The 25,296-nt window shown below is 37.7% G+C and carries 21 protein-coding genes; 12 read left to right on the top strand and 9 right to left on the bottom strand.

Annotation, left to right across the window (positions count from 1 at the left end):
- Positions 1–13 precede the first annotated feature (13 nt).
- Positions 14–1,054 (bottom strand): rod shape-determining protein, encoded by a 1,041-nt coding sequence (locus EXE09_RS04930; RefSeq protein WP_068973438.1) that lies wholly within the window; start codon positions 1,052–1,054, stop codon positions 14–16.
- A 135-nt stretch (positions 1,055–1,189) separates the two neighbouring features.
- Here EXE09_RS04930 and gatC point away from each other — a divergent pair, with 135 nt between their 5' ends.
- The 4 genes from gatC to EXE09_RS04910 all read left to right on the top strand — a co-directional run bounded on the left by gatC (position 1,190) and on the right by EXE09_RS04910 (position 6,065).
- A complete protein-coding gene (gene gatC, locus EXE09_RS04925; RefSeq protein ID WP_087553212.1) occupies positions 1,190–1,504 on the top strand; it encodes an Asp-tRNA(Asn)/Glu-tRNA(Gln) amidotransferase subunit GatC in 315 nt (104 codons plus the stop codon).
- A 52-nt stretch (positions 1,505–1,556) separates the two neighbouring features.
- Entirely contained in the window at positions 1,557–3,035 is a 1,479-nt protein-coding gene (gatA, locus tag EXE09_RS04920; RefSeq protein WP_130116535.1) for an Asp-tRNA(Asn)/Glu-tRNA(Gln) amidotransferase subunit GatA, read from the top strand.
- Complete coding sequence (gene gatB, locus EXE09_RS04915; protein ID WP_130116534.1) at positions 3,035–4,516, top strand: Asp-tRNA(Asn)/Glu-tRNA(Gln) amidotransferase subunit GatB; 1,482 nt, start codon at positions 3,035–3,037, stop codon at positions 4,514–4,516. The genes gatA and gatB overlap by 1 nt, the downstream gene beginning before the upstream one ends.
- Before the next feature lie 61 nt (positions 4,517–4,577).
- Positions 4,578–6,065 carry an FRG domain-containing protein gene (locus tag EXE09_RS04910; protein WP_130116533.1) on the top strand — a complete coding sequence of 496 codons (1,488 nt, stop codon included), beginning with the start codon at positions 4,578–4,580 and terminating at the stop codon, positions 6,063–6,065.
- Between the two features lie 130 nt (positions 6,066–6,195).
- Here EXE09_RS04910 and EXE09_RS04905 read toward each other — a convergent pair whose 3' ends face one another.
- Complete coding sequence (locus tag EXE09_RS04905) at positions 6,196–6,687, bottom strand: DinB family protein (protein ID WP_130116532.1); 492 nt, start codon at positions 6,685–6,687, stop codon at positions 6,196–6,198.
- 434 nt (positions 6,688–7,121) lie between these two features.
- Here EXE09_RS04905 and EXE09_RS04900 point away from each other — a divergent pair, with 434 nt between their 5' ends.
- Positions 7,122–8,309, top strand: coding sequence for an ammonium transporter (locus EXE09_RS04900; protein ID WP_130116531.1), 1,188 nt, complete (start codon positions 7,122–7,124; stop codon positions 8,307–8,309).
- Between the two features lie 267 nt (positions 8,310–8,576).
- Complete coding sequence (locus EXE09_RS04895) at positions 8,577–9,248, top strand: phosphatase PAP2 family protein (protein ID WP_130116530.1); 672 nt, start codon at positions 8,577–8,579, stop codon at positions 9,246–9,248.
- 273 nt (positions 9,249–9,521) lie between these two features.
- Here EXE09_RS04895 and EXE09_RS04890 read toward each other — a convergent pair whose 3' ends face one another.
- The 4 genes from EXE09_RS04890 to EXE09_RS04875 form a co-directional block, all read right to left on the bottom strand.
- A complete protein-coding gene (locus EXE09_RS04890; protein ID WP_130116529.1) occupies positions 9,522–10,856 on the bottom strand; it encodes an ATP-binding protein in 1,335 nt (444 codons plus the stop codon).
- Position 10,857: 1 nt separating this feature from the next.
- Positions 10,858–11,550 (bottom strand): response regulator transcription factor, encoded by a 693-nt coding sequence (locus EXE09_RS04885; protein ID WP_130116528.1) that lies wholly within the window; start codon positions 11,548–11,550, stop codon positions 10,858–10,860.
- Positions 11,551–11,565: 15 nt separating this feature from the next.
- Positions 11,566–13,227, bottom strand: coding sequence for a phosphoethanolamine transferase (locus EXE09_RS04880; protein WP_130116527.1), 1,662 nt, complete (start codon positions 13,225–13,227; stop codon positions 11,566–11,568).
- A gap of 537 nt (positions 13,228–13,764) precedes the next feature.
- Positions 13,765–15,027: an MFS transporter gene (locus tag EXE09_RS04875; protein WP_130116526.1), complete on the bottom strand. Its 1,263-nt coding sequence runs from the start codon at positions 15,025–15,027 to the stop codon at positions 13,765–13,767.
- Positions 15,028–15,226: 199 nt separating this feature from the next.
- Here EXE09_RS04875 and EXE09_RS04870 point away from each other — a divergent pair, with 199 nt between their 5' ends.
- The 5 genes from EXE09_RS04870 to putP all read left to right on the top strand — a co-directional run bounded on the left by EXE09_RS04870 (position 15,227) and on the right by putP (position 19,984).
- On the top strand, positions 15,227–15,853 hold the full coding sequence (locus EXE09_RS04870) for a lysophospholipid acyltransferase family protein (protein WP_130116525.1): 627 nt from the start codon (positions 15,227–15,229) through the stop codon (positions 15,851–15,853).
- Positions 15,854–15,912: 59 nt separating this feature from the next.
- Positions 15,913–16,830, top strand: a complete 918-nt coding sequence (locus EXE09_RS04865) for a patatin-like phospholipase family protein (RefSeq protein ID WP_130116524.1) — start codon at positions 15,913–15,915, stop codon at positions 16,828–16,830.
- Between the two features lie 136 nt (positions 16,831–16,966).
- Complete coding sequence (locus tag EXE09_RS04860; protein ID WP_068973452.1) at positions 16,967–17,431, top strand: NfeD family protein; 465 nt, start codon at positions 16,967–16,969, stop codon at positions 17,429–17,431.
- Between the two features lie 23 nt (positions 17,432–17,454).
- A complete protein-coding gene (locus EXE09_RS04855; protein ID WP_068973453.1) occupies positions 17,455–18,309 on the top strand; it encodes an SPFH domain-containing protein in 855 nt (284 codons plus the stop codon).
- A gap of 178 nt (positions 18,310–18,487) precedes the next feature.
- Positions 18,488–19,984 (top strand): sodium/proline symporter PutP, encoded by a 1,497-nt coding sequence (gene putP / locus EXE09_RS04850; RefSeq protein ID WP_130116523.1) that lies wholly within the window; start codon positions 18,488–18,490, stop codon positions 19,982–19,984.
- Between the two features lie 85 nt (positions 19,985–20,069).
- Here putP and EXE09_RS04845 read toward each other — a convergent pair whose 3' ends face one another.
- The 3 genes from EXE09_RS04845 to prpF all read right to left on the bottom strand — a co-directional run bounded on the left by EXE09_RS04845 (position 20,070) and on the right by prpF (position 23,558).
- A complete protein-coding gene (locus EXE09_RS04845; RefSeq protein ID WP_130116522.1) occupies positions 20,070–20,981 on the bottom strand; it encodes a polyprenyl synthetase family protein in 912 nt (303 codons plus the stop codon).
- Positions 20,982–21,137: 156 nt separating this feature from the next.
- Positions 21,138–22,088, bottom strand: a complete 951-nt coding sequence (locus EXE09_RS04840; RefSeq protein WP_130116521.1) for a GGDEF domain-containing protein — start codon at positions 22,086–22,088, stop codon at positions 21,138–21,140.
- A 282-nt stretch (positions 22,089–22,370) separates the two neighbouring features.
- Positions 22,371–23,558: a 2-methylaconitate cis-trans isomerase PrpF gene (prpF, locus tag EXE09_RS04835; protein ID WP_130116520.1), complete on the bottom strand. Its 1,188-nt coding sequence runs from the start codon at positions 23,556–23,558 to the stop codon at positions 22,371–22,373.
- Positions 23,559–23,875: 317 nt separating this feature from the next.
- On the opposite strand from prpF, the gene EXE09_RS04830 reads away from it, so the two are divergent.
- The gene (locus EXE09_RS04830) at positions 23,876–25,228 is read left to right on the top strand and encodes an amino acid permease (RefSeq protein WP_068973458.1); all 1,353 of its coding nucleotides are present in this window, start codon (positions 23,876–23,878) and stop codon (positions 25,226–25,228) included.
- The last annotated feature ends 68 nt before the right edge of the window (positions 25,229–25,296 follow it).

Here is a 25,296-nt window from a genome sequence, read left to right as displayed (position 1 = left end):
AATCTACTAAAGTTTAGCCTACAAAAAGCATATCATGATTTGGATTGTCAAAGAATTCTAAGACTTTACCGCCACCACGAGTCACACAAGTTAAAGGATCTTCAGCAACAACAACAGGTAAACCTGTTTCTTGTGCAAGTAATTTATCCAGATTACGGAGCAATGCACCACCACCTGTCAACACAATACCACGCTCTGCAATATCTGATGATAATTCAGGCGGAGTTTGTTCAAGTGCAGATTTCACAGCAGATACAATACTTTGTAATGGGTCTGCAATCGCTTGTGTGATTTCATCCGAAGTCACAGTAATCGCACGTGGAACACCTTCAGCAAGATTACGACCACGAACTTCGATTTCTAAAGTTGTGCCATCTGCAACTGCCATACCCACTTCTTTTTTAATGGTTTCAGCAGTGGTTTCACCGATCACGCAACCATGTGCTTTACGTACATAGTTAATGATTTGCTCATCAAATACATCACCACCGATACGTAAAGAATCTGCGTACACACAACCTTGTAGTGAGATAATCGCGATTTCAGTCGTACCACCGCCAACGTCCACAACCATCGAACCACAGGCTTGTTCTACAGGCATGCCCGCACCAATCGCAGCGGCCATAGGTTCTTCAATTAAGCGTACATCACGTGCGCCTGCATTGAATACTGCTTCACGAATCGCACGACGTTCGACCAATGTAGATTTACATGGAACACAAACAACCACACGCGGCGCAGGTGGAAATAAACGTTTTTCATGCACTTTACCAATAAATTGATTTAACATGGTTTCAGTGACTTCAAAATCTGCAATTACGCCATCTTTCATCGGACGAATTGCTGAAATGTTTGCAGGTGTACGACCAAGCATTTGCTTAGCATCTAATCCTACAGCTGCAACAATTTTCTGCGAACCACTGTGACGAATCGCCACAACTGTCGGTTCGTTTAATATAATGCCCCTTCCTGGTGCATAAATTAGTGTGTTTGCAGTACCTAAATCAATGGCTAGATCTGGCGAAAACAAGCCAATTAGTCGTTTTAGAATCACGGGTCGTTCTCAGTTTAAACTTTAGTATGGACGCAAGATGGCAACTTTAACTAAATGTGATGATTTGAACAAGTCAATCGCTTATTATAACGCACGATATTTTGAATTTTTTTAAAACTGATTAGGTGAGACATCATGTCAAGTTCAGATGCTCAGCATTCTGCAGAATTAAATGCACAAACTGTATCGCAAATCGCCAATCTTGCTCGATTGTCGCTTAATGATACGCAATCTGCTGAATATGCTCAAAGTTTAAATAAAATCTTAGGGATGATGGAGAGCTTAAAAGCGATCAATACTGATGGTGTTGAGCCGCTGAAGAGCCCTTTTGACAACCCTCAACCTCTTCGCCCTGATGTGGTGACTGAAGAGAACCATCGTGAAGAATATCAAGCCGTTGCCCCTGCTATTCAGGACGGTTTGTACCTCGTTCCACGTGTGATTGAATAATATTTGATCAGTTAAACTTATTTTTAAAAATTAATCGTAAAGAATTGTACTCATGACTGATTTACACCGTTTATCGATTCGTGAAATGGCAGAAGGCTTAAAAAGCGCTCAGTTTTCATCACGCGAATTGACTCAACATTATTTAGATCGTATTGCTAAAATTGATGATCGTGTCAATTCATACATTACGGTAACTGCTGAGCAAGCATTAGCACAAGCTGATGCTGCTGATGCTGTACTTAAAACTGGTAATGCGACTGCATTGACTGGTGTACCGATTGCCCATAAAGATATTTTCTGTACCCACGGTATCAAAACCACTGCGGGTTCAAAAATGCTGAATAACTTTGTCTCTCCTTACGATGCAACTGTCGTTGCGAAAGGTAAAACAGCTGGACTTGTGACACTCGGTAAAGTGAACATGGACGAATTTGCCATGGGATCAACTTCTGAAAACCCGTTTTTTGGTGCGACTAAAAACCCGTGGAATTTAGAACATGTACCTGGGGGTTCTTCAGGTGGTTCTGCTGCCGTTGTCGCTGCTGACCTTGCACCTTTTGCAACAGGAACTGATACAGGCGGTTCAATTCGTCAACCTGCATCATTCTGTGGTCTAACAGGTCTTAAACCGACGTATGGTCGTGTTTCACGTTTCGGTATGATTGCCTACGCATCATCTATGGACCAAGGTGGTCCAATGGCACGTTCTGCAGAAGACTGTGCTTATTTGATGAATGTCATGGCGGGTCATGATGAAAAAGATTCAACGTCGATCAATAAAGAAGTTGATGACTACGTTGCAAACTTGAATGGCACTGCGGTTAAAGGCTTACGTATTGGTATTCCTAAACAATACTTCAATGTTCAAGGTTTAGATGCTAACGTTAAAGCACGTGTTGAAGAATCTTTGAAAAAATTGGAAGACATGGGCGCGACCTTGGTTGAGATTGATCTCAGCATGAGCGAAGCTTATGTACCGACTTATTATTTGATTGCCCCTGCTGAAGCTTCTTCAAACTTATCTCGCTTTGATGGCGTTCGCTACGGTTACCGTTGTGAAAACCCAACTGACATTTTAGATCTTTATAAGCGTTCACGTTCTGAAGGTTTTGGTGCAGAAGTTCAGCGTCGTATCTTGATTGGTACATACGCGCTTTCTGCGGGTTATTACGATGCTTATTATGTAAAAGCTCAAAAAGTACGTCGTTTAATCCAACAGGACTTCTTAAAAGCCTTTGAAAATGTCGATGTGATTGCTGCACCATCTGCACCAACTACAGCTTATAAAATCGGTGCGAATCTTAGCCCAACCGAAATGTATTTAGGTGACATTTACACGCTTGCTGTGAACTTGGCAGGTCTGCCTGCAATCAATGCCCCTGTTGGTTTTGATGCAAACAGCTTACCTGTAGGTTTACAGTTAATTGGTAATTATTGGTCAGAATCTCAATTGTTGTCGATTGTGCATCAATATCAACAAAATACAGATTGGCATACCAAACGTGCGGCAATTGCGGAGGAGAATGCATAATGGCTCAAGCTCAAAAAGCAGTAAAACCTAAGTCAAACTTGATTGACGGATGGGAAGTCGTTATTGGTATTGAAATCCATACGCAACTTGCGACCAATTCTAAAATTTTCTCAGGCTCTTCAACGACTTTTGGTCAAGATCCAAATACACAAGCCAGCCTTGTTGATTTGGCGATGCCAGGTGTACTTCCTGTTTTAAACAAGGATGTGGTTGATCTTGCGATTCGTTTTGGTTTGGGGATTGATGCCTATATCGACCAAGCTTCAGTATTTGCTCGTAAAAACTATTTTTACCCAGACTCTCCGAAAGGCTACCAAATCAGCCAAATGGACAATCCAATCGTTGGGCTAGGTCATATCGACATTCAGCTTGAAGATGGTACTGTGAAGCGTATAGGCGTGACACGTGCGCATTTGGAAGAGGATGCAGGTAAATCGATTCACGATCAGTTTGAAGGTATGTCAGGCATCGACTTAAACCGCGCAGGTACGCCTTTGCTTGAAATCGTATCTGAACCTGATATGCGTTCTGTTGAAGAAGCTTTGGCTTATATCAAAGCGATTCACACTTTGGTGCGTTGGTTGGGTATTTCTGACGGTAACATGGCGGAAGGTTCGTTCCGTTGTGACTGTAACGTATCTTTACGTCAACCAGGTGATGAGTTTGGTACGCGTTGTGAATTGAAAAATATCAACTCTTTCCGTTTCATCGAACAAGCGATCAATGTTGAAATTCAACGTCAAATGGAAATCTTGGAAGATGGCGGTAAAATCGACCAAGAAACTCGTTTGTTTGATACTGTGAAGATGGAAACGCGTTCTATGCGTTCGAAAGAAGAAGCGAACGATTACCGCTACTTCCCTGATCCTGACTTGCTTCCTGTGATAATTCCTGATGCTCAAATTGAGGAAGCGAAAGCTAATCTTCCTGAGTTGCCTAAAGCACGTCGTGCGCGTTTTATCGCGGACTTTGCTGTGACTGAGTATGATGCGCATGTTCTTACGCTTTCTCGTGAAATGGCAGACTTCTATGAAGCTGTCGTGACTGCTGCTGGCGGTGCTGCTCAAGGTAAGGTTTCTGCAAACTGGGTCATGGGTGAATTCTCTGGTGCTTTAAACAAAGCAAGCTTAGAGCTTCACGACTCTCCTGTATCTGCGGAAAAACTTGGCGGTATGATTGCGCGTATTGTGGACAATACAATTAACGGTAAGATTGCAAAACAAGTGTTCGGCTTTATGTGGGATGAAGGCAAATCAGCGGACGAAATTATTGCGGAAAAGGGCTTGAAACAAGAAACTGATACAGGTGCGATTGAAGCGATTATTAAAGAAGTGCTTGCTGCCAACGAGAAGATGGTTGAAGAGTATAAGTCTGGTAAAGACAAAGCCTTCAATGGTCTTGTTGGTCAAGTGATGAAAGCTGCAAAAGGTAAAGCCAACCCTGCACAAGTCAATGAATTGATGAAGAAATTGATTGGTTGATCTATTCGCTAATTGGTTGATTTTATGATATAAAAACCTCACTTTATGTGGGGTTTTTATTATGGCTTACTTTAATTTACTGCAATGCTATTCAAAAGACGAAGTTGATAATTTAGAAAATAATTTTATTTCAATAACCTATGACTCAAGTCGTTTTGTTGAACACACAGATGAACAAATTCGGTTAAAATTTAAAGAATTAAAAGAAGAGTCTTTTTTAATTTTACGCAATTTCCCCTGTATTATTTGTTTCGAAAACTTTAAAGACTATATTGCAATAGCTGAATTACAAGATGTTAAATTAAATACAAATAAAAAGACCATTACAGCAACTTTAAAATTAATTTCAGAAAAAGAATCCTTACCTAGCTACAATCCAAAAACTAAATTTGATTTTCTTCTAGAACTTGAAACGTTAGAAAAAGCATTAAATTTTGATGGTCGGGAGAAAACACGAACTCATTGGGCTATTAAAAACGCTGATTTATTTCACAACTTAGCCCTCCTCAATATCTTTGATAATTTAGATACAATTGAGGAAAACTTTCCAAATCACAATATTGACCTACTCAATCCACCTCAAATTATAGGTCAGTTAAATGCAAAAATTAGCACTGGTTTTAGTGTAAAAGCTAGCCTTACTACAACCCCTCCATACATATCAAATGTACCTAATTTCATAAATAAAATTATAGAAATCAATAAAAAAAATGATAATAAAAATGAAAATCATGAAGTTTTTTATAGAGGGCATGGAAAATTTTCTTATGAGTTATTACCCACTTTATTACGGGAAGATCCAAATGGAAAAGGTAAAATTTATTTAGAGGGTGAACACCTTCTATTTCGTGAATTATTAACTACTGAACCTCTTTCATTTAACAATGATATAAGTGGATTTGATATTTTAACACGTATGCAACACTATGGAATGCCAACTAGAATGCTTGATATATCAAGCAATCCATTAACTGCATTATATTTTGCTTGTGAAAATTTAAAACATGACGAAGATGGTGAAGTTATTTTAATTTCTACCAAAAAAACTGATATATGTTTTTACGACTCAGATAAAATATCTTGCTTAACCAATTTAGCGAAACTTAATGCAACTCAAAAAGATCAATTATCTCAATATATAATTAAAAGCCAAAAAACCGATCCTAAAAAAAACATACTCGATGAAAAAGATATGACTGAAAAATGTTATGAACAATATTTACATTTCATCTTAAATGAAAAGCCATATTTTAAACCTCGAATTGAAATTAAAGACCTAAAAAATATCTTTTGTGTCAAAGGCAGGTTAAACCAAGAAAGGATTATTGCACAATCAGGTTCTTTTTTAATCTTTGGACTGGATGCTGAAGCAATAACCAGCAGTAGCAACCCTAATTTTATTATACATAAAATTAGGGTTAAGAAAGATCATAAAAAAGCTATATTAGATGAGCTTGATTTATTAAACATCAATCAAAGAACGGTTTATCCTAGTATGGAAAATTCAGCTAAATACATAAAAAATAAATTAGAAAACTTTACAATCTAGCCATATAAAAGTCTTTCTTTAAATTATCCTATCTCAAAGTGGTAGGATAATTTTAACCCCTTACAAACTAAAACTTATTTTTAGAAAATTTCCACTCCGAAATATTATTCATTACAATATATTTAAGTCATTACACTCTACGCTCTGGCTCAAACTGATGAATAAAAACCGTATACGTATCAGCTGGGTGAACGACCTTTGCATGATGCAAAGCATGGGCAATATTCCCACGATGATAAGTTCCATGATTAATGATATGAAACAGAATTTCTTCAATAGAAAGACGCCCCATTTTTTGATCAATAAACTGAAAATGAATAATGTCAGAAAGTTGCTCGACTTGAATATGCTGAACAAAGTTTGCGAACCACACATCAGATGCCTCAATTCGTTGCTGTAATACTTCAAAAGCAGGCAAAACATCTGTATTGGTTTGAGCATGCAATGTTTTTTGATGTTCTAAACGAGATCGGAACAACTCTTCAACAATGGTCATATGATTCAACTGTTGCCGAGCAAAATTATAATTATCTAAATATTTTTCTTGATCAATCTGAGCAATCGCCTGAAATAAACGCTGATCTGACCATTGCTTATATAAAAACAGCTTATGAAAATCCATTTAATTGACCTAAAACATTTTCTGAAATGAATTACTCTCTTTATAAACGCATAACCATCAAACTAAAACGGCTATATTGTGAAAAATAACGAAGGACAGATAAAAACAGTAGTTTTCCAAAAAGTGCTACTCGTCTTTTAACACCACAAAAAATATTCAAAATAATTTTCAACCCTTAACACACCAACCAAGAAAACATCAAAAGTCAAAAACAATAATTAAAATAAATTCAACAACTTATAAAATATAAAAACAAAATTATTGCATCAAATTGGTGCAATAAATCTAAAACAGTGCAACGCTTTGCTTTATATCGAGTCTTGATAAAAATTTGAATTGTTTAATCATTTTTTCCCACATTCGAACTACTGCGATATACAAAATGCTTCGCTATACTGAACCAAATTGTGACAACTAGCACCAAAAAGAATCCTATGCAAAATGTAGACTTACTCTTCCTCCTCCTCGGCGCAGTACTTGTACTTGCCATGCACGCAGGCTTTGCTTTTTTAGAACTGGGAACAGTTCGCCATAAAAACCAAGTCAATGCACTAAGTAAAATTATCACTGATTTTTCGATCTCAGCGATCGCTTACTTCTTTATCGGCTACTATATTTCTTACGGTCAGCATTTCTTCCATGCAGGAACAACACTTTCAGCCGAACATGGCTATAACCTTATGCGCTGTTTCTTCTTACTGACCTTTGCCGCGGCAATTCCCGCAATCATCTCAGGTGGAATCGCAGAACGTGCCAAGATGCGTTCACAAGCCATTGCAACACTCTTTATTGTGGCATTGGTCTACCCTTTCTTTGAAGGAATCGTATGGAATGGCAATCTTGGTCTACAAAAGTGGTTAGCAAATACTTTTGGCGCAAGTTTCCATGATTTTGCAGGTTCAGTCGTGGTACATGCAATGGGCGGATGGATTGCACTGGCTGCGGTGATATTACTCGGTGCGCGTCATGGTCGTTACAAAAAAGATGGTCGCGTCAGTGCGCATCCACCATCATCTATTCCCTTTCTTGCACTGGGTTCATGGATTCTAATTGTCGGTTGGTTCGGCTTTAACGTAATGAGCGCACAGCGTTTAGATGCTATCTCTGGTCTTGTGGCGATTAACTCACTCATGGCTATGGTCGGTGGAACACTCTCAGCGAATTTCTTTGGAAAAGAAGATCCAGGTTTCTTACATAATGGTCCACTTGCAGGCTTAGTCGCAATCTGCGCAGGTTCAGATATTGTGCATCCAATCGGTGCATTGGTGATCGGTGTCTTTGCTGGCTTTATCTTTGTTAAATTGTTCACCTATACCCAAAACAAACTCAAAATTGATGATGTATTAGGGGTATGGCCACTCCACGGCGTATGTGGTGCTTTTGGTGGAGTCGCTGTAGGGCTCTTTGGTCAGCAATGGCTTGGTGGGCTTGGTGGTGTCTCAATGATGTCACAATTGATCGGAACACTACTTGCAATCATCATTGCACTCGCAGGTGGATTTGCAGTCTATGGCATCCTTAAAGTGACTATGGGTATCCGTTTGAGTCAAGAAGAAGAATTTCGTGGTGCAGATTTATCTATTCATAAAATTTCGGCTAATTCGGAAGATGCGATTTTCTAATCTCTATGTGGGTAAATTAATTTAGCGGTCAAATTGACCGCTTTTTTATTTGCTCTAAATCGCTTTGACTCAAAAACCACACAGCAATGATCCACATTTAAATCAATAAAAAAACAATCATTTATAACATTTAAAACACACACTTTTACCTATCAAATTCAAGTAAATATATTGCTCAATCTCAACCAGTCTACAAAAATTAAGAGCAATTTAAGTTTAATTTTGTCCAATAACATCAAATAAAATATAGAAAGAGTGATTCACCTGATGTTATATACCGATTCAAATAAATTCTTCTTTAGAAATAGTTTATTGTTGGCGGTATTATTTTTAGTGCTATGGTTTGTATTTCCTGTGGGTGGTGCAATTGATCTGCACTTCATTCAACCGTGGATTGATACAAATGGTAAATTCCCATTAAAAAATAATTGGTTCCTCGTCGAAATTAACCACAAACTCGTTAAACACATCATTATCGGATTCTATGTCATTGTCCTTTTGGCATGGCTTGCATCATTTAAAAATCTAAAATTAAAAGCTTATCAATGGCAATTGGGCTATTTGTTTTGGATCAGTATTGTATCTACGGCTGTCGTTGGAATTCTTAAATCACATTCAGCCCATGCCTGCCCGTGGTCAATGACTGAACCGACTGCCTTAAGCTATGTCTGGAACTTTTCTGCAACAAACGGACACTGCTTTCCAGGCGGTCATGCCAGTTCAGGCTTTTCATTAATCACCGGATTTTTTGTCTTTAGAGCATCAAAACCAAAGATCGCGTATGTATTCTTATTTTTAGGCTTAAGCCTCGGTTTTTTAATGGGTTGGGGACAAATGATGCGAGGCGCACATTTTCTGAGTCATAATTTATGGACAGGTTGGGTGGTCTTTGCTTTTAACTTGGTGATGTATAAAATTTTCTATAAAAAGCTTAGTTAAATGTGACATGTAAATAAAACATGTAACGATCAAACCGTCGTTTTCAAAAGATGAGTAAACACATTGTTTTTAAATTAAATTCAGTAGGTCACATCAAAAACAAGATAAATCATAAAATCAAAAAAAGATGATGAACATCATAGATATTCATCATCTTATCTCAGCTCGATTAAATATTTTCACAAAATAGCGTTTGTTAAATTTTAGTAAGACTTAAACTTTACTAATAGTTAAACTTTTGAGTCTAATACCGTTACGAATACAATCTTCAATTTAATCTGCTTTTACATTGGGTTGAATCGGTATCTTAACCAAAACACTCAAACCACCCAATTCTTCACTTCGTGAAAGTGTTAAATCTCCACCGAGATGTTGAATCGCTTTATCTACAATCGATAAACCTAAACCACTACCCACTTCCAAATGGTGATGGACACGATAGAATCGCTTTAGAACTTTATCGTACATTTCAGGATCTATACCAGAACCGCTATCCTCGATCAGAACATAAGCAAAATCATGTATATCCGCAAAAACTGAAACATTGATCATGCCAGCGACTGGTGTATATTTGATCGCATTATCAATCAGATTAAAAATAATCGAATGAATGCTATGTTCGACACTTTTCAAAATCACAGGTTCATTTCGAACAAAACCTAAGTCGATATCCTTTTCCATCGCCAAATTCATCAATTGCTCTACACAACTGAGTGCGACATCATTCAGTTTAAACTGAGTGACTTGGACTTCATGGCTCAAAGATGCATCTTGTTTTGCCAATGCTAATAACTGGGTCACCAAATGTTGCATTCGCGCCAAACCCTTGCTGAGATTTTGTAAATTCCCCTCTTCTGGAAATTGGCTCATTAAGATTTTGGTTTGCAAATTCAATGCAGTGAGCGGTGTACGTAACTCATGGGCAGCATCTGCGACAAACTGCCGTTGCTCTTGTTGCGCAACAGAAATTCGCTCAAATAGATGATTCATTTCATGAATGGTTGGTATGAGTTCTGCGGGGTAATGACCATTTTGAATTGCAACCAAAGAGTTGGAATCACGTTTTGCCAATTCGGATTTAAAATCCTCTAACGGCTTCATACTACGACGAATAATGTAAACCAAACCCAAGAGTGCAAATGGAATAATCAACAAATAGGGAAGAAACATACTGCCAGCAAGTTCAAGTGCTAAATGCTCCCTCACCTTCTCTTGCTGACTGATTTGGATCTGATAATTTGGTGTCGGTAAAATATACGTAATCCACGTCCCATGCACGGTATCTTGACTATAAAAACCTGCTTTTTGTTTAGGTTCTATAATCACATGATGTTGTGTCATTTTGCCTGGATTCTGATCAGCATAAGCCCAAACATCGATAAACAAATCTTCTTCATGATAACGTTTATGTACATCAAAATCACTTTGGATGGGACGTGGATTCAACTCTACACGTTCAGCCAAATACACCATTTGGGCATCAAGAATTTCGTTAATTTCCTCTAATGATATTTTATAAGCGGAGAAAATCAATACACAGCCCAATAAAACACTAAAAATAGAGGTATAACGAATTAAACGCTTTCTTAAGGAAAATGTTGTTTCCATATCATTCAACTTTCTGCGGTTGCCCCAAACGATAACCTAACCCACGAATGGTACGAATAATGTCTTTGCCCAGTTTTGAACGAATGTGATGTACATAAACTTCGATGGTGTTGCTATTGATTTCACTGTCAAACGCATACAACTTATCTTCTAGATTAGACTTAGAAAATATTTTATTGGGATGGGTCATAAGCGGAGTCAGGATCGCCCATTCGCGATTGGATAGATCCACAGGCTCACCACGCAATGTGGCAATATGTTGTTCGACATCTAGAACAACTTCACCATTTTTCAATAAGTTAGAGCTTTGCCCTTGCACTTCTTTTGCAACATCGCCAGTACGACGTAATAGTGCATGAATACGTGCAACAAGTTCATCAAACTCATAAGGTTTAATCAGATAGTCATCTGCACCTTGATTCAACCCGTCAACACGATTTTGCAACTGATCGCGTGCTGAAATAATCAGAACGGGTAAAGCTGAACGTTGACGGATTTGCTTTAACACTTGCATACCATCCATCATTGGTAAACCCAGATCAAGTAAAACCAAATCAAATTGTTTATCTGAAAGTAGCTTTAAACCATCTAAACCATTATTCACCCATTCAACATCAAAGCCTTGATACTTCAACAATGTTTGAGACGATTCTGCAATCATAAAATCATCTTCAATCATCAAAATTTTGGTCATTGCATGTATCCTTTATTAACTTTTCACTGCACATTGATGCAACATGTTGTAGCTCTGATCAATAACATGTGTCTGAATATTTAACAAACTCAAAAGACTTGGGAATAAGTTATCTTGACTTAATTTTGTGCTTTTTTGTTCATTTAAACAATCCACTTGTTTTTGTGCTGTACTTTTCCAAGCATCTGAAAACCACATTATCATCGGCACATGCGTTTGTTGGCTAGGTGCAATCGCATACGGTGCACCATGTAAATACATGCCATGCTCACCTGTAGATTCTCCATGATCGGATAAATACCAAAAACCAGTACGATAATTTGTATTTGCTTTTAATACATCCACAATTTGATTCAAAATATAGTCTGTATATGCAATTGTATTGTCATAACTATTGATCAGTTCAGCAGAAGAACACCCTTGAATCGCATTGGTATCACACGTTGGTTTAAATTTCTGAAATTCGCTCGGTATACGTTTGTAATAAGCAGGTCCATGACTTCCCATTTGATGCAATACAACTAAGTGTGGCTGAGTATCGTCTTTAGGCAATTGTTTTAAATAAAGATTCAAACTATCCACAAGAATACCATCTAAACATTCACCATCTGCACACCATTTTTGCTTTAAAGTTTCAGGGATTTGAAATTGTTCAACACGATTACAAGTGCCTTTACAACCTGAATTATTATCAATCCAAGTGACTTTATAACCTGCGCGTTGTGCAATATCGAGTAAACCTTCGCGGTGGCTCGCCAACTGTTCATCATAGTTAACTCGAGGCATACCAGAGAACATACAGGGTACAGAAACAGCTGTCGCCGTTCCGCATGAACTGACTTGAGTGAAATTCATGAGTCCTTGTTGTTTGGACAATAACGGATTGGTATTTTTCGCATAACCATTTAATGAAAAGCTTTCTGCACGCGCTGTTTCACCAACCACTAAAACCATCAGTTTTGGCATTTTATTGGCTGTAATATCTTCAACCAAATGTGCATCTTCACCATAACGAATTAAAGGTAAATCTTTTTTAGGTGCTTTTTTATGAAAATACGAAATCGTAGATGCCACTGCATTTTGCGGTGAAATCATCCCTTTTAGGTCACGATTTTCACGGAAGATCGCTGCGTAATCGACATAGAAAACAAACAGTAAGCTGCCAATAATAGCGAGTGAAGCAACAATATTTAAACCTTTAAAGATAAGTACCTTAGCTAGGCTTTGTGGTTTAATTCTGACCCATAAAATCAAGACTATTGGTAAAACAACGAATGCTAATGTCCAAGTTAATAATTGTAAGGACATCAAATCAGATGCTTCTGAAGGATCAGTTTGGACAATGTTTTGAATTTGATCAGGTGAAATTACCACACCTAAAGAGCTGACAAAGTAAGCACTAAAACCACCAATAAACACCAAAAGGATTGCAAAAAATTTCGCCGTCCATTTCCAATCCAAGATTTGCAATAATAAATTATATAACGCGACGACGACGACGACCGTAGCGACTAAAAATAATTGTACTTTCACGCCTTGATATGGCGTGAGCATTTTAATCTTATTAAAAAAGGCAAAATTGAGGCAAAAACCCAACCATACGGCGATGATAAGGTTAAAAGTCGCAAGTGAAATAGACACTTCGCGTTGTTTTATTCGTTGTATGAAATTAGACATTACTCTATCAACAGCTCACTTCAATTGTTTTAAGTTATAAAATGAAGCTTAAATTGAACTTAAAAGCACTCCCCCAAGCATATTGAATCATTAACCCACATATAAATGATTTTAAATTCTCAAAATTTGAGAAACAAAAAAAACATGTAGAGTTTATATAAATAAATTATATTATTTTATAGCCTGTAGATTATTCACCTTTATTAATTCATTTACTTCAAGTCATTTAAGTTTATTTTTTGAATTGTATTTCATTACATTCAATCTTCGCATCTTAATATTTTTTAGATAAAAAACAACCATATTTTAAAATCAAGTAGCTGAAAATAATATATTTTACTAAATGATATAAATAACTATATAAAATTAGAATATAAAATTAATTATATTTAAAGTAAAAATATCAATATAATTAAAAATTAACCACAAAATATAGAGTTCAATTTTCCATTATGATAAAAATCAATAAATAGTTAACTTAATTTATAATTAAATCTAATTTTGAATTTAACCCTAAATAAATAATAGTTTTTAAAATTAGTTTTCATCACTACTCATTCTTGCCCAACGAAATATTGGAATTAAACAGATCACACCCACCATTAAAATCAAACTTAAAAAAACAGAATATCCTAAATAGTCGCCAATGATTCCACTCATGGTATACAAAACCCCACTGATGGTCGCCATCACAGATACTTGAAAAGTAAAATCAGTGCCTGCACTTTCAGTTCGACTGTATTGCATCACCAAAGTTAAAATTGCAACCAACAGCATCGCAGCAAACATATCTTCTAATGCATTCACCACATAGATTACCCACGGGGCGACCTGAACTGAATTTTGCAATAAGAATGCCAAACCAACAAAACCAGCTAAACTCATTAATTTAAGAATAGAGAAAATGATCAAAGCATGACGTCTTGTAATGTTCTTCAACATCCAGCCTGCTAAACCTGCACCAACCAGTGCTGCAAACGCACCGATCATGGTGATATAAATCCCGATTTGGGAAAGTGTTAATCCTAGATCGACCAACAAAGGCTTTGTAATCGGGCCTGTTAATCCATCTGCAATTTTGATGGTACAAAGCACCCAAAACCAAGCGCTTAGTTGTTTATTTTCAAAAAAATAACTGAGATATTTTCTAAGTTTTACCAAGAAATTCTGTTTGGTCTGAATACTTGTCTGTTCAGCATTTGTCGTTGAATTTGGAGAATGCTGTGGTTCTTTATAAAATAGAATCGGAAGCGTATTTAGGGTCACAATAAATGCGAGAATCAAAAATGTACTCTGCCATGTGAGCCAATCCATTACCCACAGAATAGCGCCACCTCCGACGATGAAGCCCAATCGTGAACCAATCACTTGGAACATATTTCCAATATGTTGCTGATCACCTTTCAGAATCTTAACCGCCAAACCATCTGTCGCAATATCTTGCGTCGCACCCACGCTATTCATACACAGTAAAGCGATAAAGAATCCGAATAAATAAGTGGGTTGATTTAAAGATTGAATTGGTAAAAAAGAAAGAACGATTAAAATGACAATGGTTAAAACCTGTGTTGGAATAATCCAACTTCGGTAATGCCCTTTTTGCGAGTGTCCATACTTGTCTACCCAAGGTGACCAAAGCACTTTGAGTGCCCACGGTGCCATGAGTAGTCCAAAACCACCGATATGAGTCAATGAAACGCCTTGCGTACGGAGGATCACAGGCAAAGCATGAGTCATAAAGCCGACAGGTAAACCTTGTGCCCAATACAGTGAAAATAACAATAAATAGCTTTGTGGCATGGATTAATCTCTAATTCTTTTTATACTGATCAATTTCATAAGTTCACTCACCCATTCAAAGTGTATTGCATTCATCGGTGATTTTTGTAATATTTGCCATAGTTCAAGCTTTACCACACCAATGCTTACTATTATGCAAAAAATAAAGTAAGTAAATACGCCAATTTAAATACAGTCACAACAAACCCATAAGAATACGATGTCAGAGAATTTTCCAAATATACCAGATCAAGTCCCACAACGTGGCACAACATCGAGCCGTAACTTATTTAAAAAGCTTTATCTCGCTCAAGGCTGGGGCTTTGTTGGTGAATTTCCCAATTTACCTAAAGCTGTGGTTTTCATCGCACCACATACCTCAAATTTTGATGGCTTATATGCTTTTCTTGCAATGCTTGGTATTGGTGTCAAAGTCACTATTTTCGGTAAAGACAGTTTATTTAAAACACCACTCAAAGGTCTGTTTGAATGGATTGGTGTGATTCCCGTAGAGCGTGACTCACCGCATGGGCTGACTCAGCAGATTGTGGATGTAATTCATCAGCAAGAAAAAATCTGGATTGCAATTGCACCTGAAGGTACGCGCAATCGTGCAGAAAAAATCAAAAGTGGTTTTTACCACATTGCTATGGGTGCCAATATCCCGATTGCAATCTTTTCTTTTGATTATGAAAAGAAATTGATTCATTGCTTAGGGACGTTACAGCCGACTGGTGACTATGACAAAGATTTAGCAGAAATTTTAAATCGTTTTAATGGAAAATTTTCACCAAAGCATCCGAAACTACTCTCGATTCCTTTACAAAAACTATTGAAAAATAGCTAGAAAATAAAGCAACAATCTGTTCAGATGACAGCATATTTTTTAGACTAAAGTAATACGATATGCGTTTTAAACAACTTGGCTTTATAGGCTTAATGGGTCTTGCCCTCGTTGGCTGTGATAAAACAACAAAAACTCCTCCTCAAACCACAGCGATCAAGGCACGAGAACCTGTGATTGCAATTGCACTCGGTGGTGGTGGAGCAAAAGGTTTTGCGCATATCGGCGTACTTAAAGTTCTAGAATCTCATGGCATAAAGCCTAAAATCGTCACTGGAACAAGTGCGGGAAGCTTCGTAGGTAGTATCTATGCCAGTGGTAAAACACCATACCAAATGCAACAAATCGCGCAACAACTCAAAGAGTCTGATCTACGTGATTTAACCTTGAATAGCCAAGGCATTGTACTCGGGCAAAAATTGCAAGATTATGTCAATCGTAATATTGCCAATAAGCCGATTGAACAATTCCCGATTCGATTCGCTGCTGTCGCAACACGTTTGGACAATGGTAAAAAAGCTGAATTTATCAAAGGCAATGCAGGTCAAGCTGTGCGAGCTTCATGCAGTATTCCCAATGTATTCGTTCCTGCAACCATTGGTGGAACAAAATATGTCGATGGCGGTTTAGTCAGTCCGATTCCTGTACAAACTGCACGAGATATGGGCGCGGATATCGTGATTGCAGTTGATATTTCAGCACGTCCATCAGGTAGCCAACCGATGAATATGTGGGGCTTACTTGACCAAACGATTAATATCATGGGACAACAAAGTATCAATAATGAATTGGCTCAGGCGAATATTGTGATTCAACCCAGAGTTGGACACTTAGGGACTTTAGATTTGAAATCGAGCAATCAAGCCATTTTAGAGGGTGAGAAATCTGCTCAAGCGAAAATTACGGCGATTCAAGCAGCAATCACTAACTTTAAAAAATCTCCTGCAGCATTAAAACCTGCACCAAAAGCGAGAATATAAGCGCATTTCAATCGAACAAATAAAAGCAGTGAATAAACTAGAATAATCACGTTTTTATATGCAGCATTGAATTCATCTGCTACATTGATATAGATGATACGTGATCTATATCAATGATAATCACTAGAGTAGATGTATGAACTTTATTTTTGAACCGTGGCATTGGTTTGTACTTGGCATATTGCTGATCTTATCCGAACTCATTTTGCCCGCATTTGCTGCGTTGTGGTTTGGTATCGCTGCAATTGTAGTCAGTATTTTGTATTGGCTCTTCCCAAGTATGAGTTTCACCTTTCAAATCGTATGTTGGATCGTATTATCCATCATCTGTACTGTGGTTTGGTTTAAATTTGTCAAACCCTTATCTATAGATAAAACCAAAGCTGGGCTATCGAGAGAAGCCACCATTGGTCAAATTGGTATGGTCATTCAAACGGGTCTGCACCATGAACAAATTCTCGTTCGTTTTCCGATGCCTGTTTTAGGTTCTGATGAATGGAACTGCCGCTCTCTTTCACCTGTGCAAGTTGGTGATCGTGTCCGCGTTACAGATATTTTGGGTAATGATTTAGTGGTACAACCACATTCTTCATCTTCATAATGAAAAATAAAGAGGAAAATTAAATGGGTTTTGGTTCTATAGTTGCTTTATTCATATTTGCCTTCGTCGCTGTGACGATTTTCAAAGGCGTTCGTATCGTTCCGCAAGGTTATAAATGGATCGTACAACGTTTAGGTAAATATCACACCACACTTAATCCGGGTCTAAACTTTGTTATCCCTTATGTAGACGAAGTTGCGTACAAAGTTACCACCAAAGATATTGTTTTAGATATTCCTTCACAAGAAGTAATTTCTAGAGATAACGCGGTAATGGTGATGAATGCCGTTGCTTATATCAATCTGACTACCCCTGAAAAAGCAGTCTATGGTATTGAAAATTATACATGGGCGATTCAAAATCTTGTACAAACCTCACTCCGTTCGATTGTCGGTGAAATGGATTTGGATGATGCACTTTCATCACGTGATCACATCAAAGCCAAGCTTAAAGCGGCAATTTCAGATGATATTTCAGACTGGGGCATTACCTTAAAAACTGTTGAAATTCAGGATATTCAGCCATCGCACACCATGCAATCAGCGATGGAAGCGCAAGCAGCAGCTGAACGTCAACGTCGTGCGACAGTGACCAAAGCTGATGGTGAAAAACAAGCTGCGATTCTTGAAGCGGATGGTCGTCTAGAAGCTTCACGTCGTGATGCTGAGGCTCAAGTTGTTTTAGCTGAATCATCTCAAAAAGCCATTGAAATGATCACTTCTGCTGTCGGTGATAAAGAAGTTCCTGTTGCCTACTTACTAGGTGAGCAATATGTCAAAGCGATGCAAGACATGGCGAAATCGAATAACTCGAAGACCGTCGTCCTGCCTGCTGACATTATGAATACCATTCGTGGTGTGATGGGTAGAAATAACTAATTTCTCGATTGCAATAAAAATAGGCAACTTGATGTTGCCTATTTTTTTACCTTGAAAATGATCACTTAAGTTTTAACGTTTAAGAATTAATCAGTAATTTTTTGTAATTTATGGTTAAATTTCACGTTATTTAAAAATTTTCCTTAGATCTACATCTTTCCACGAATATGGATATCGTATGAGCTCCCTCAACCCCACCTTAATCACCTTTCTATTTTATATAGTTGCCATGGTCATCATTGGCTTAATTGCCTATCGTGCAACAACCAGTTTTGATGACTATATTTTAGGTGGACGTCGTTTAGGGAGTTTTGTGACTGCCCTTTCAGCAGGTGCTTCTGACATGAGCGGTTGGCTACTCATGGGCTTACCAGGTGCAATTTATCTGTCAGGTTTATCTGAAATGTGGATTGCGATTGGTTTGATCATTGGTGCATGGCTCAACTGGTTATTGGTTGCAGGTCGTTTACGTATTCATACCGAAATCCAAAACAATGCGCTTACCTTACCCGATTATTTTTCCAATCGTTTCAATGATCATAAAAAGATTCTAAGAATTGTTTCCGCTGTCGTGATTCTTATTTTCTTCGCGATTTACTGCGCTTCAGGTATGGTCGCAGGTGCACGTTTATTCGAAAGTATGTTTGGACTGTCATATAGCACTGCACTTTGGATCAGTGCGATTGCAACCATCAGCTATGTATTTATTGGTGGCTTCTTAGCGGTGAGTTGGACAGATACCATTCAAGCAGGGTTGATGATTTTTGCACTTTTATTAACACCTATCGTCACCATTTTAAGCTTAGGTGATATGAGTGTTGTCAATGCCGCTTTGGATGCAGCTCGTCCTCAAGCCTATAGCTTATTTAATGACTTAAGCACCGTTGCAATTCTATCCTTGCTTGCATGGGGCTTAGGCTATTTTGGTCAACCTCACATCCTTGTCCGTTTCATGGCAGCTGATTCCGTGAAATCTATTCCCAATGCACGTCGCATCGGTATGACATGGATGACATTGTGCTTAGGTGGTGCGGTTGCAGCAGGTTTCTTTGGTATCGCTTATTTCCAAGTCCATCCTGAGTTAGCAGCAACGGTGAATGCAAACCCTGAAACTGTCTTTATGGAACTAACTAAAATTCTGTTTAATCCGTGGATTGCAGGTATCGTCTTAGCTGCGATTCTTGCGGCCGTGATGAGTACGTTAAGTTGTCAATTATTGGTCTGTTCAAGTACCTTAACTGAAGATTTTTATAAAGCTTTTATCCGTAAAACAGCTTCTCAGAAAGAATTGGTTTGGGTCGGTCGTTTGATGGTTTTGCTGGTCGCAATCCTCGCAATTGTCCTTGCGAGTAATCCAGAATCTAAAGTGCTCGGGCTTGTCGCTTATGCATGGGCAGGTTTTGGTGCGGCATTTGGACCATTGATTATTCTGTCACTGTTTTGGAAGCGTATGACACTTTCAGGGGCTCTTGCAGGTATGATTATCGGTGCATTAGTGGTGATTCTTTGGAAAAATATTCCTATTTTTGCTGCAACTGGTGTCTATGAAATTATCCCAGGATTTATTTGCTCATTCATTGCCATTATTCTATTCAGCTTAATCAGTAAAACACCAACAGCGGATATGCTTGAACGTTTTGATAAAGCAGATCAAATTTATAAAGAATCGGTCTAATCTGATTTAATAAATAAAGAAAATAACAAAGGGGCGAAATGCCCCTTTGTTATTACAATATTTAAGACTGAATAAGAAATAGAATTTAACTCTTACGTGACAACAAAAACTGAGAAATTTGATTCAGCTCCTTCGCATTATCACCAAAATATTCTAAAGCCTGAAATGCTTGGTCATGCAATTGCTGTGCATAAGCTTTAGCATTTTCTAAACCCATCAATGCTGGATAAGTTGATTTATCCACTTGTTCATCTTTACCCGCTGTTTTACCCAATGATTCAGTATCTGAAATCACATCAAGAATATCATCTTGGACTTGGAAAGCTAAACCAATCGCTTGCCCATATTGACGCAATTGTGGAATCGCTTGATCTGTTCCTGAGAAAATCGTCACAGCTGACATCATGATAGAGGCTTGAATCAAAGCACCTGTTTTATTACGGTGAATATTTTCCAAATGCGCTTGGTCTACATGCTTTCCTTCTGCTTGTAAATCTAAGACTTGACCACAGACCATTTTCGAGCTTGAAGTGGCTAAAATCTGCATTTGTTTAAGCACAATCGCTTGATCCACTGATGTTCCATTATCAAACAAACGACTGCCTAAAACTTCAAAAGCCATCGACTGGAGAATGTCACCTGCCAAAAGCGCAGTATCTTCACCGAAAGCCACATGGCATGTTGGTTGCCCACGACGTAATAAATCGTTATCCATACAAGGCAAATCATCATGCGCAAGTGAATAACAATGAATAAACTCGATTGCAACTGCGGCACGGCGTACTGCTGCAAAATTTGGATTATTCTCTTTCAAATGAGATGTCGCATAACACAGTGCTGGACGTACACGCTTTCCGCCTAACATCACAGTATGATGCACAGCAGATTTTAAAGGTTCAGGCAGTGAAAATGCATCTAAAGTAGTTTGTAGATCTTGCTGAATTTGCTGTTGCGCTCGTTTTAAAATTTCTGCATTTACATTTGGAATTGAAGTCACATCAGCCTCGACTTGTACACATTGCTAAAACTTAAAATAAATAAGTTTGAGTGGAATTGGTAGATGGAATGAGTGCGCTCATTCTACTATGAGTCGCTATAATTCTCATCCTTTAATTCCAACAATGGCAACTACACTAATAGCAAAAAAATACAGTTAACTTTTCAATAAAAATAAAGAATTTGCACCATTTTTCTTTGCTTGTTGAATGGCTATTTCTATTTTTTCAAGCACATCGACTCCGTGATCATCGCTTGCTTGAGAAAAATGAAAAATCCCAACGGATGCCGTCAGATACTGGTTATTTTTATCAAACAAAATTTTTGCATCTGTAATCGCAAATTTTAAACGTTCCCCCAATGTCATCACCGCCCAATCCGTTAAATGCTCAATGACAACAATAAAGCTAGCAGAATTCAATCGGAATAGTTGAGCCTCAGTTTGACGAATGACTTCATTTAACACAGCGCCTAATTGTACTAAGGCTTCATCTCCTACTGTATAACTATTGATTTGATTGAATAATTTAAAATTATCTAAATCAATTTTTAAAAATGAAACATCCGTTTTTGCAGGATTCTGCCACAATTTATTTAGATAATGATCAAATGCGAGCGCATTTTGCAGACCTGTTAATAAGTCTAAATATAAGTGATCATGTAATTTTTTATTGTTTTGTAATAGCACATTTTCACGTCGTTTTAAGCGTGTTACATCGGAACACACAACGACAATCATCTCAATTGCATTATCAGCATTTCGAATCGCTTTAAAATAAGCAAGATAGAAACGACCTTTTACATAAAACTCTTGTTCTAAATAATTTTGATTTTGATGAAAATAATCTAAAGCTTCTTGAAAACGCGCATAAACAACTGTAGAAAATGTACTTAATAATTTATCTATCAAATACAATGCATCACTTTCATAAATATCTGCAAATTTTTGATTTGCACCTAAGCAACGCGAAGTATCATCAAAAATAGCAATGGGTAAAGGAATCTGAGAAATAAACGAGACTAAATGTAATTTATCTATGCTCTCTAAATATTCAAAAACTTTTATTTGTTCAAGATTATCTTTTAAATTTATCGACTCATGTTCCATATAACACCTCAAAGCCAACAAAAATAACTTCACCCATTCAGTTTGAATGATTCATTTCAACCAGAGATTTCACATTATTTAAATTTCATCTTCAAAAGTATCACCATCGGATACTTTCAAATCATGATAAATGATCTACTGATTGACTAATATTGTGTCACACATCAATCAAAATAAAAATATTTTGCCGACAAAATCACACCCCATAAGTTATATTCAACTTATGGGGGCAAACAAAGTCTGTTTTCTAAATTTCAAATGCTATTTGTGTATAAATAACACTTAGAAGCTATCTGCGGGTACGCGTACCCAGCCTTCCATCAGTACACGTGCACTACGGCTCATAATGGCTTTTTTAACTACCCATTGACCATTTTCACTTAAAGCTTGCGCTCCGACACGTAAGGTTCCCGATGGATGACCAAAACGTACTGCTTCCCTTTCTCCACCACCTGCAGCTAAATTCACAAGTGTATTTGGAATCGCTGCAGCGGTACCGATTGCTACGGCTGCTGTTCCCATCATCGCATGGTGTAGTTTACCCATAGACAATGCACGTACCAATAAATCCGCATCGGTTTCAGTCACTTGCTTACCGCTTGATGATATATATGCTTTTGGTTTCGATACAAATGCAACTTTTGGTGTGTGTTGACGATTCGCAGCTTCACTGATGTCTTTAATTAAACCCATTTTCACAGCACCATAAGCTCGAATTTTCTCAAAACGTGCTAAAGCTGCTGCATCACCATTAATCGCTTCTTGAAGTTCCGTTCCTTGATAACCAATATCTTCTGCATTTAAGAAGATAGTCGGAATACCTGCATTAATCAAAGTAGCTTGAAAAGTTCCAATTTCAGGAACTTCTAAGGTATCTACAAGGTTTCCTGTAGGGAACATTGCACCACCCTCTTCGCCATCATCGGCAGGATCTAAAAATTCAATTTGCACTTCAGCTGCAGGAAAGGTCACACCATCCAGTTCAAAATCACCCGTTTCTTGGACTTCACCATTGGTCACTGGTACATGTGCAATAATGGTTTTTTGAATATTGGCTTGCCAAATGCGTACTGTGCAAATGCCATTTTCAGGAATACGTTCCGCTGCAACTAAACCATTGCTAATTGCAAATGAACCCACTGCCGCAGTCAAGTTGCCACAGTTTCCACTCCAATCCACAAATGCTTTATCAATCGACACTTGTCCAAATAAATAATCAACATCATGTTCAGCTTGTGAGCTTTTTGCCAAAATCACTGTCTTACTGGTGCTCGATGTCGCTGCACCCATACCATCAATTTGCTTTCCATAAGGGTCTGGACTACCAATCACTCGAAGCAACAACTGATCACGTGCCTGCCCCGCAACTTGTGCACGTTCAGGCAAATCATCTAATTTAAAGAAAACACCCTTGCTGGTTCCACCACGCATATAGGTTGCAGGGATTTTGATTTGTGGTGCAAAGCTCATTTATCGTATTCCTTTCAATTCTCTTTGTTGTATCAAATAATGAATTACCATTCAGTTTTATATTAACCTGTTTTTACTAAAAAACACGGATTGATTGACTTAAGTATTAAATAAATATTCAACATAGCCTAGATTTCACCCTCTCTTAAACAGATACACTCTAGTTCAATAAAATTTATTTGCTTGATAACACAATGAAATATTACAAATATAGTTTTTTGACTTATTAGTTTCCTTACATAAATCAATCATGTACTAGGCTAAAAGTAACCAATCCATTACAATCATTGCATTCATATTAATTAGAGTCGAATACATTGAGCAACGAGTCTACACAATTACAACGTGGACTTAAGAATCGTCATATCCAATTGATTGCCATGGGTGGAGCAATTGGTACAGGGTTATTTTTAGGTTCCGCACATGTAATCGAATCGGCAGGTCCATCGATTATTTTGGGTTATGCTATCGGTGGTTTAATTGCATTTTTAATTATGCGTCAACTCGGTGAAATGATCGTTCAAGAGCCTGTAGCAGGTTCATTTAGTCATTTTGCCAACAAATATTGGGGGAAATTCCCAGGCTTTTTGGCGGGTTGGAATTATTGGATCCTGTATGTCTTGGTTGCAATGACTGAGTTAACAGCCGTAGGTAAATATATCAATTACTGGTGGCCAGATATCCCAAGCTGGGTTTCGGTACTGTTTTTCTTTGTGATCATCACGCTGATCAACTTGGGGAATGTAAAATTTTACGGTGAATCTGAGTTTTGGCTCTCAATTATCAAAGTGACTGCTGTTGTTTCCATGATCATTTTTGGTCTCTATTTATTGGCAACAGCTGGTGCAGACTCGACCGCTTCATTTAGCAACCTTTGGACACATGGTGGTTTCTTCCCACATGGTTTTGATGGTTTGTTCTATATGTTGGCTTTCCTCATGTTCGCTTTTGGTGGTATTGAGTTGATTGGTATGGCGGCTGCAGAAGCAGATGATCCACAAAAATCAATTCCAAAGGCAATTAACCAAGTTGTTTTCCGTATCCTTCTTTTCTATATCGGTTCATTGACAATTTTATTATCACTGGTGCCTTGGAATGAGTTACAACTCGGTGGTCTTGATAAAAGCCCATTCGTAATGATCTTTAGCCAATTAGGGATTGGTTGGGCTGCGCATTTGCTTAACTTCATCATTTTAACTGCTGCTCTTTCGGTATATAACAGCGGGATGTATGCCAATAGCCGTATGCTTTATGGTTTAGCACAACAAAAAAACGCACCGAAAATATTTACCAAAACCAATAAGCAAGGTGTTCCTATTCCTGCTGTTTTATTCTCAGCATTATTGATTTTTGGTTGTGTATTGTTGAATTATTTTGCACCAGAAGATGCATTAAGTAATTTAATCTATATCGTTGTTGGCGCATTGGTTTTAAACTGGGCAATGATCAGTTTAACTCATCTTCAATTCATCAAAGCAATGAAAGCTGAAGGTAAGATATCTTCATTCCCTGCATTGTGGTCACCATTGAGTAACTACCTTGTACTCGCATTTATTGCTGTTGTGCTTTATATCATGTGGACACAAGGATTAAGTGGCGCAGTCATTATGATCCCAATATGGATTGTATTGATGTTTATTCTGTTCAAAGTTTTGTACAGAAAAGCATAAAATCTTTGTTTTTAAAAGTTATTACTTCGGTAATAACTTTTACTTTCACTAGTATTATTGTAAATTAT

Source organism: Acinetobacter sp. WCHAc060025 (assembly GCF_004209355.1).
Lineage (GTDB): Bacteria > Pseudomonadota > Gammaproteobacteria > Pseudomonadales > Moraxellaceae > Acinetobacter > Acinetobacter wuhouensis.
This window is presented reverse-complemented; position numbering and strand designations above follow the sequence as displayed.

Excerpts from the sequence above, each read along its gene's own strand:
- gatC (WP_087553212.1), top strand. The coding sequence starts at position 1,190 with ATGTCAAGTTCAGATGCTCAGCATTCTGCAGAATTAAATGCACAAACT.
- gatA (WP_130116535.1), top strand. The coding sequence starts at position 1,557 with ATGACTGATTTACACCGTTTATCGATTCGTGAAATGGCAGAAGGCTTA.
- gatB (WP_130116534.1), top strand. The coding sequence starts at position 3,035 with ATGGCTCAAGCTCAAAAAGCAGTAAAACCTAAGTCAAACTTGATTGAC.
- EXE09_RS04910 (WP_130116533.1), top strand. The coding sequence starts at position 4,578 with ATGGCTTACTTTAATTTACTGCAATGCTATTCAAAAGACGAAGTTGAT.
- EXE09_RS04905 (WP_130116532.1), bottom strand. The coding sequence starts at position 6,687 with ATGGATTTTCATAAGCTGTTTTTATATAAGCAATGGTCAGATCAGCGT.
- EXE09_RS04900 (WP_130116531.1), top strand. The coding sequence starts at position 7,122 with ATGCAAAATGTAGACTTACTCTTCCTCCTCCTCGGCGCAGTACTTGTA.
- EXE09_RS04895 (WP_130116530.1), top strand. The coding sequence starts at position 8,577 with ATGTTATATACCGATTCAAATAAATTCTTCTTTAGAAATAGTTTATTG.
- EXE09_RS04890 (WP_130116529.1), bottom strand. The coding sequence starts at position 10,856 with ATGGAAACAACATTTTCCTTAAGAAAGCGTTTAATTCGTTATACCTCT.
- EXE09_RS04885 (WP_130116528.1), bottom strand. The coding sequence starts at position 11,550 with ATGACCAAAATTTTGATGATTGAAGATGATTTTATGATTGCAGAATCG.
- EXE09_RS04880 (WP_130116527.1), bottom strand. The coding sequence starts at position 13,227 with ATGTCTAATTTCATACAACGAATAAAACAACGCGAAGTGTCTATTTCA.
- EXE09_RS04875 (WP_130116526.1), bottom strand. The coding sequence starts at position 15,027 with ATGCCACAAAGCTATTTATTGTTATTTTCACTGTATTGGGCACAAGGT.
- EXE09_RS04870 (WP_130116525.1), top strand. The coding sequence starts at position 15,227 with ATGTCAGAGAATTTTCCAAATATACCAGATCAAGTCCCACAACGTGGC.
- EXE09_RS04865 (WP_130116524.1), top strand. The coding sequence starts at position 15,913 with ATGCGTTTTAAACAACTTGGCTTTATAGGCTTAATGGGTCTTGCCCTC.
- EXE09_RS04860 (WP_068973452.1), top strand. The coding sequence starts at position 16,967 with ATGAACTTTATTTTTGAACCGTGGCATTGGTTTGTACTTGGCATATTG.
- EXE09_RS04855 (WP_068973453.1), top strand. The coding sequence starts at position 17,455 with ATGGGTTTTGGTTCTATAGTTGCTTTATTCATATTTGCCTTCGTCGCT.
- putP (WP_130116523.1), top strand. The coding sequence starts at position 18,488 with ATGAGCTCCCTCAACCCCACCTTAATCACCTTTCTATTTTATATAGTT.
- EXE09_RS04840 (WP_130116521.1), bottom strand. The coding sequence starts at position 22,088 with ATGGAACATGAGTCGATAAATTTAAAAGATAATCTTGAACAAATAAAA.
- prpF (WP_130116520.1), bottom strand. The coding sequence starts at position 23,558 with ATGAGCTTTGCACCACAAATCAAAATCCCTGCAACCTATATGCGTGGT.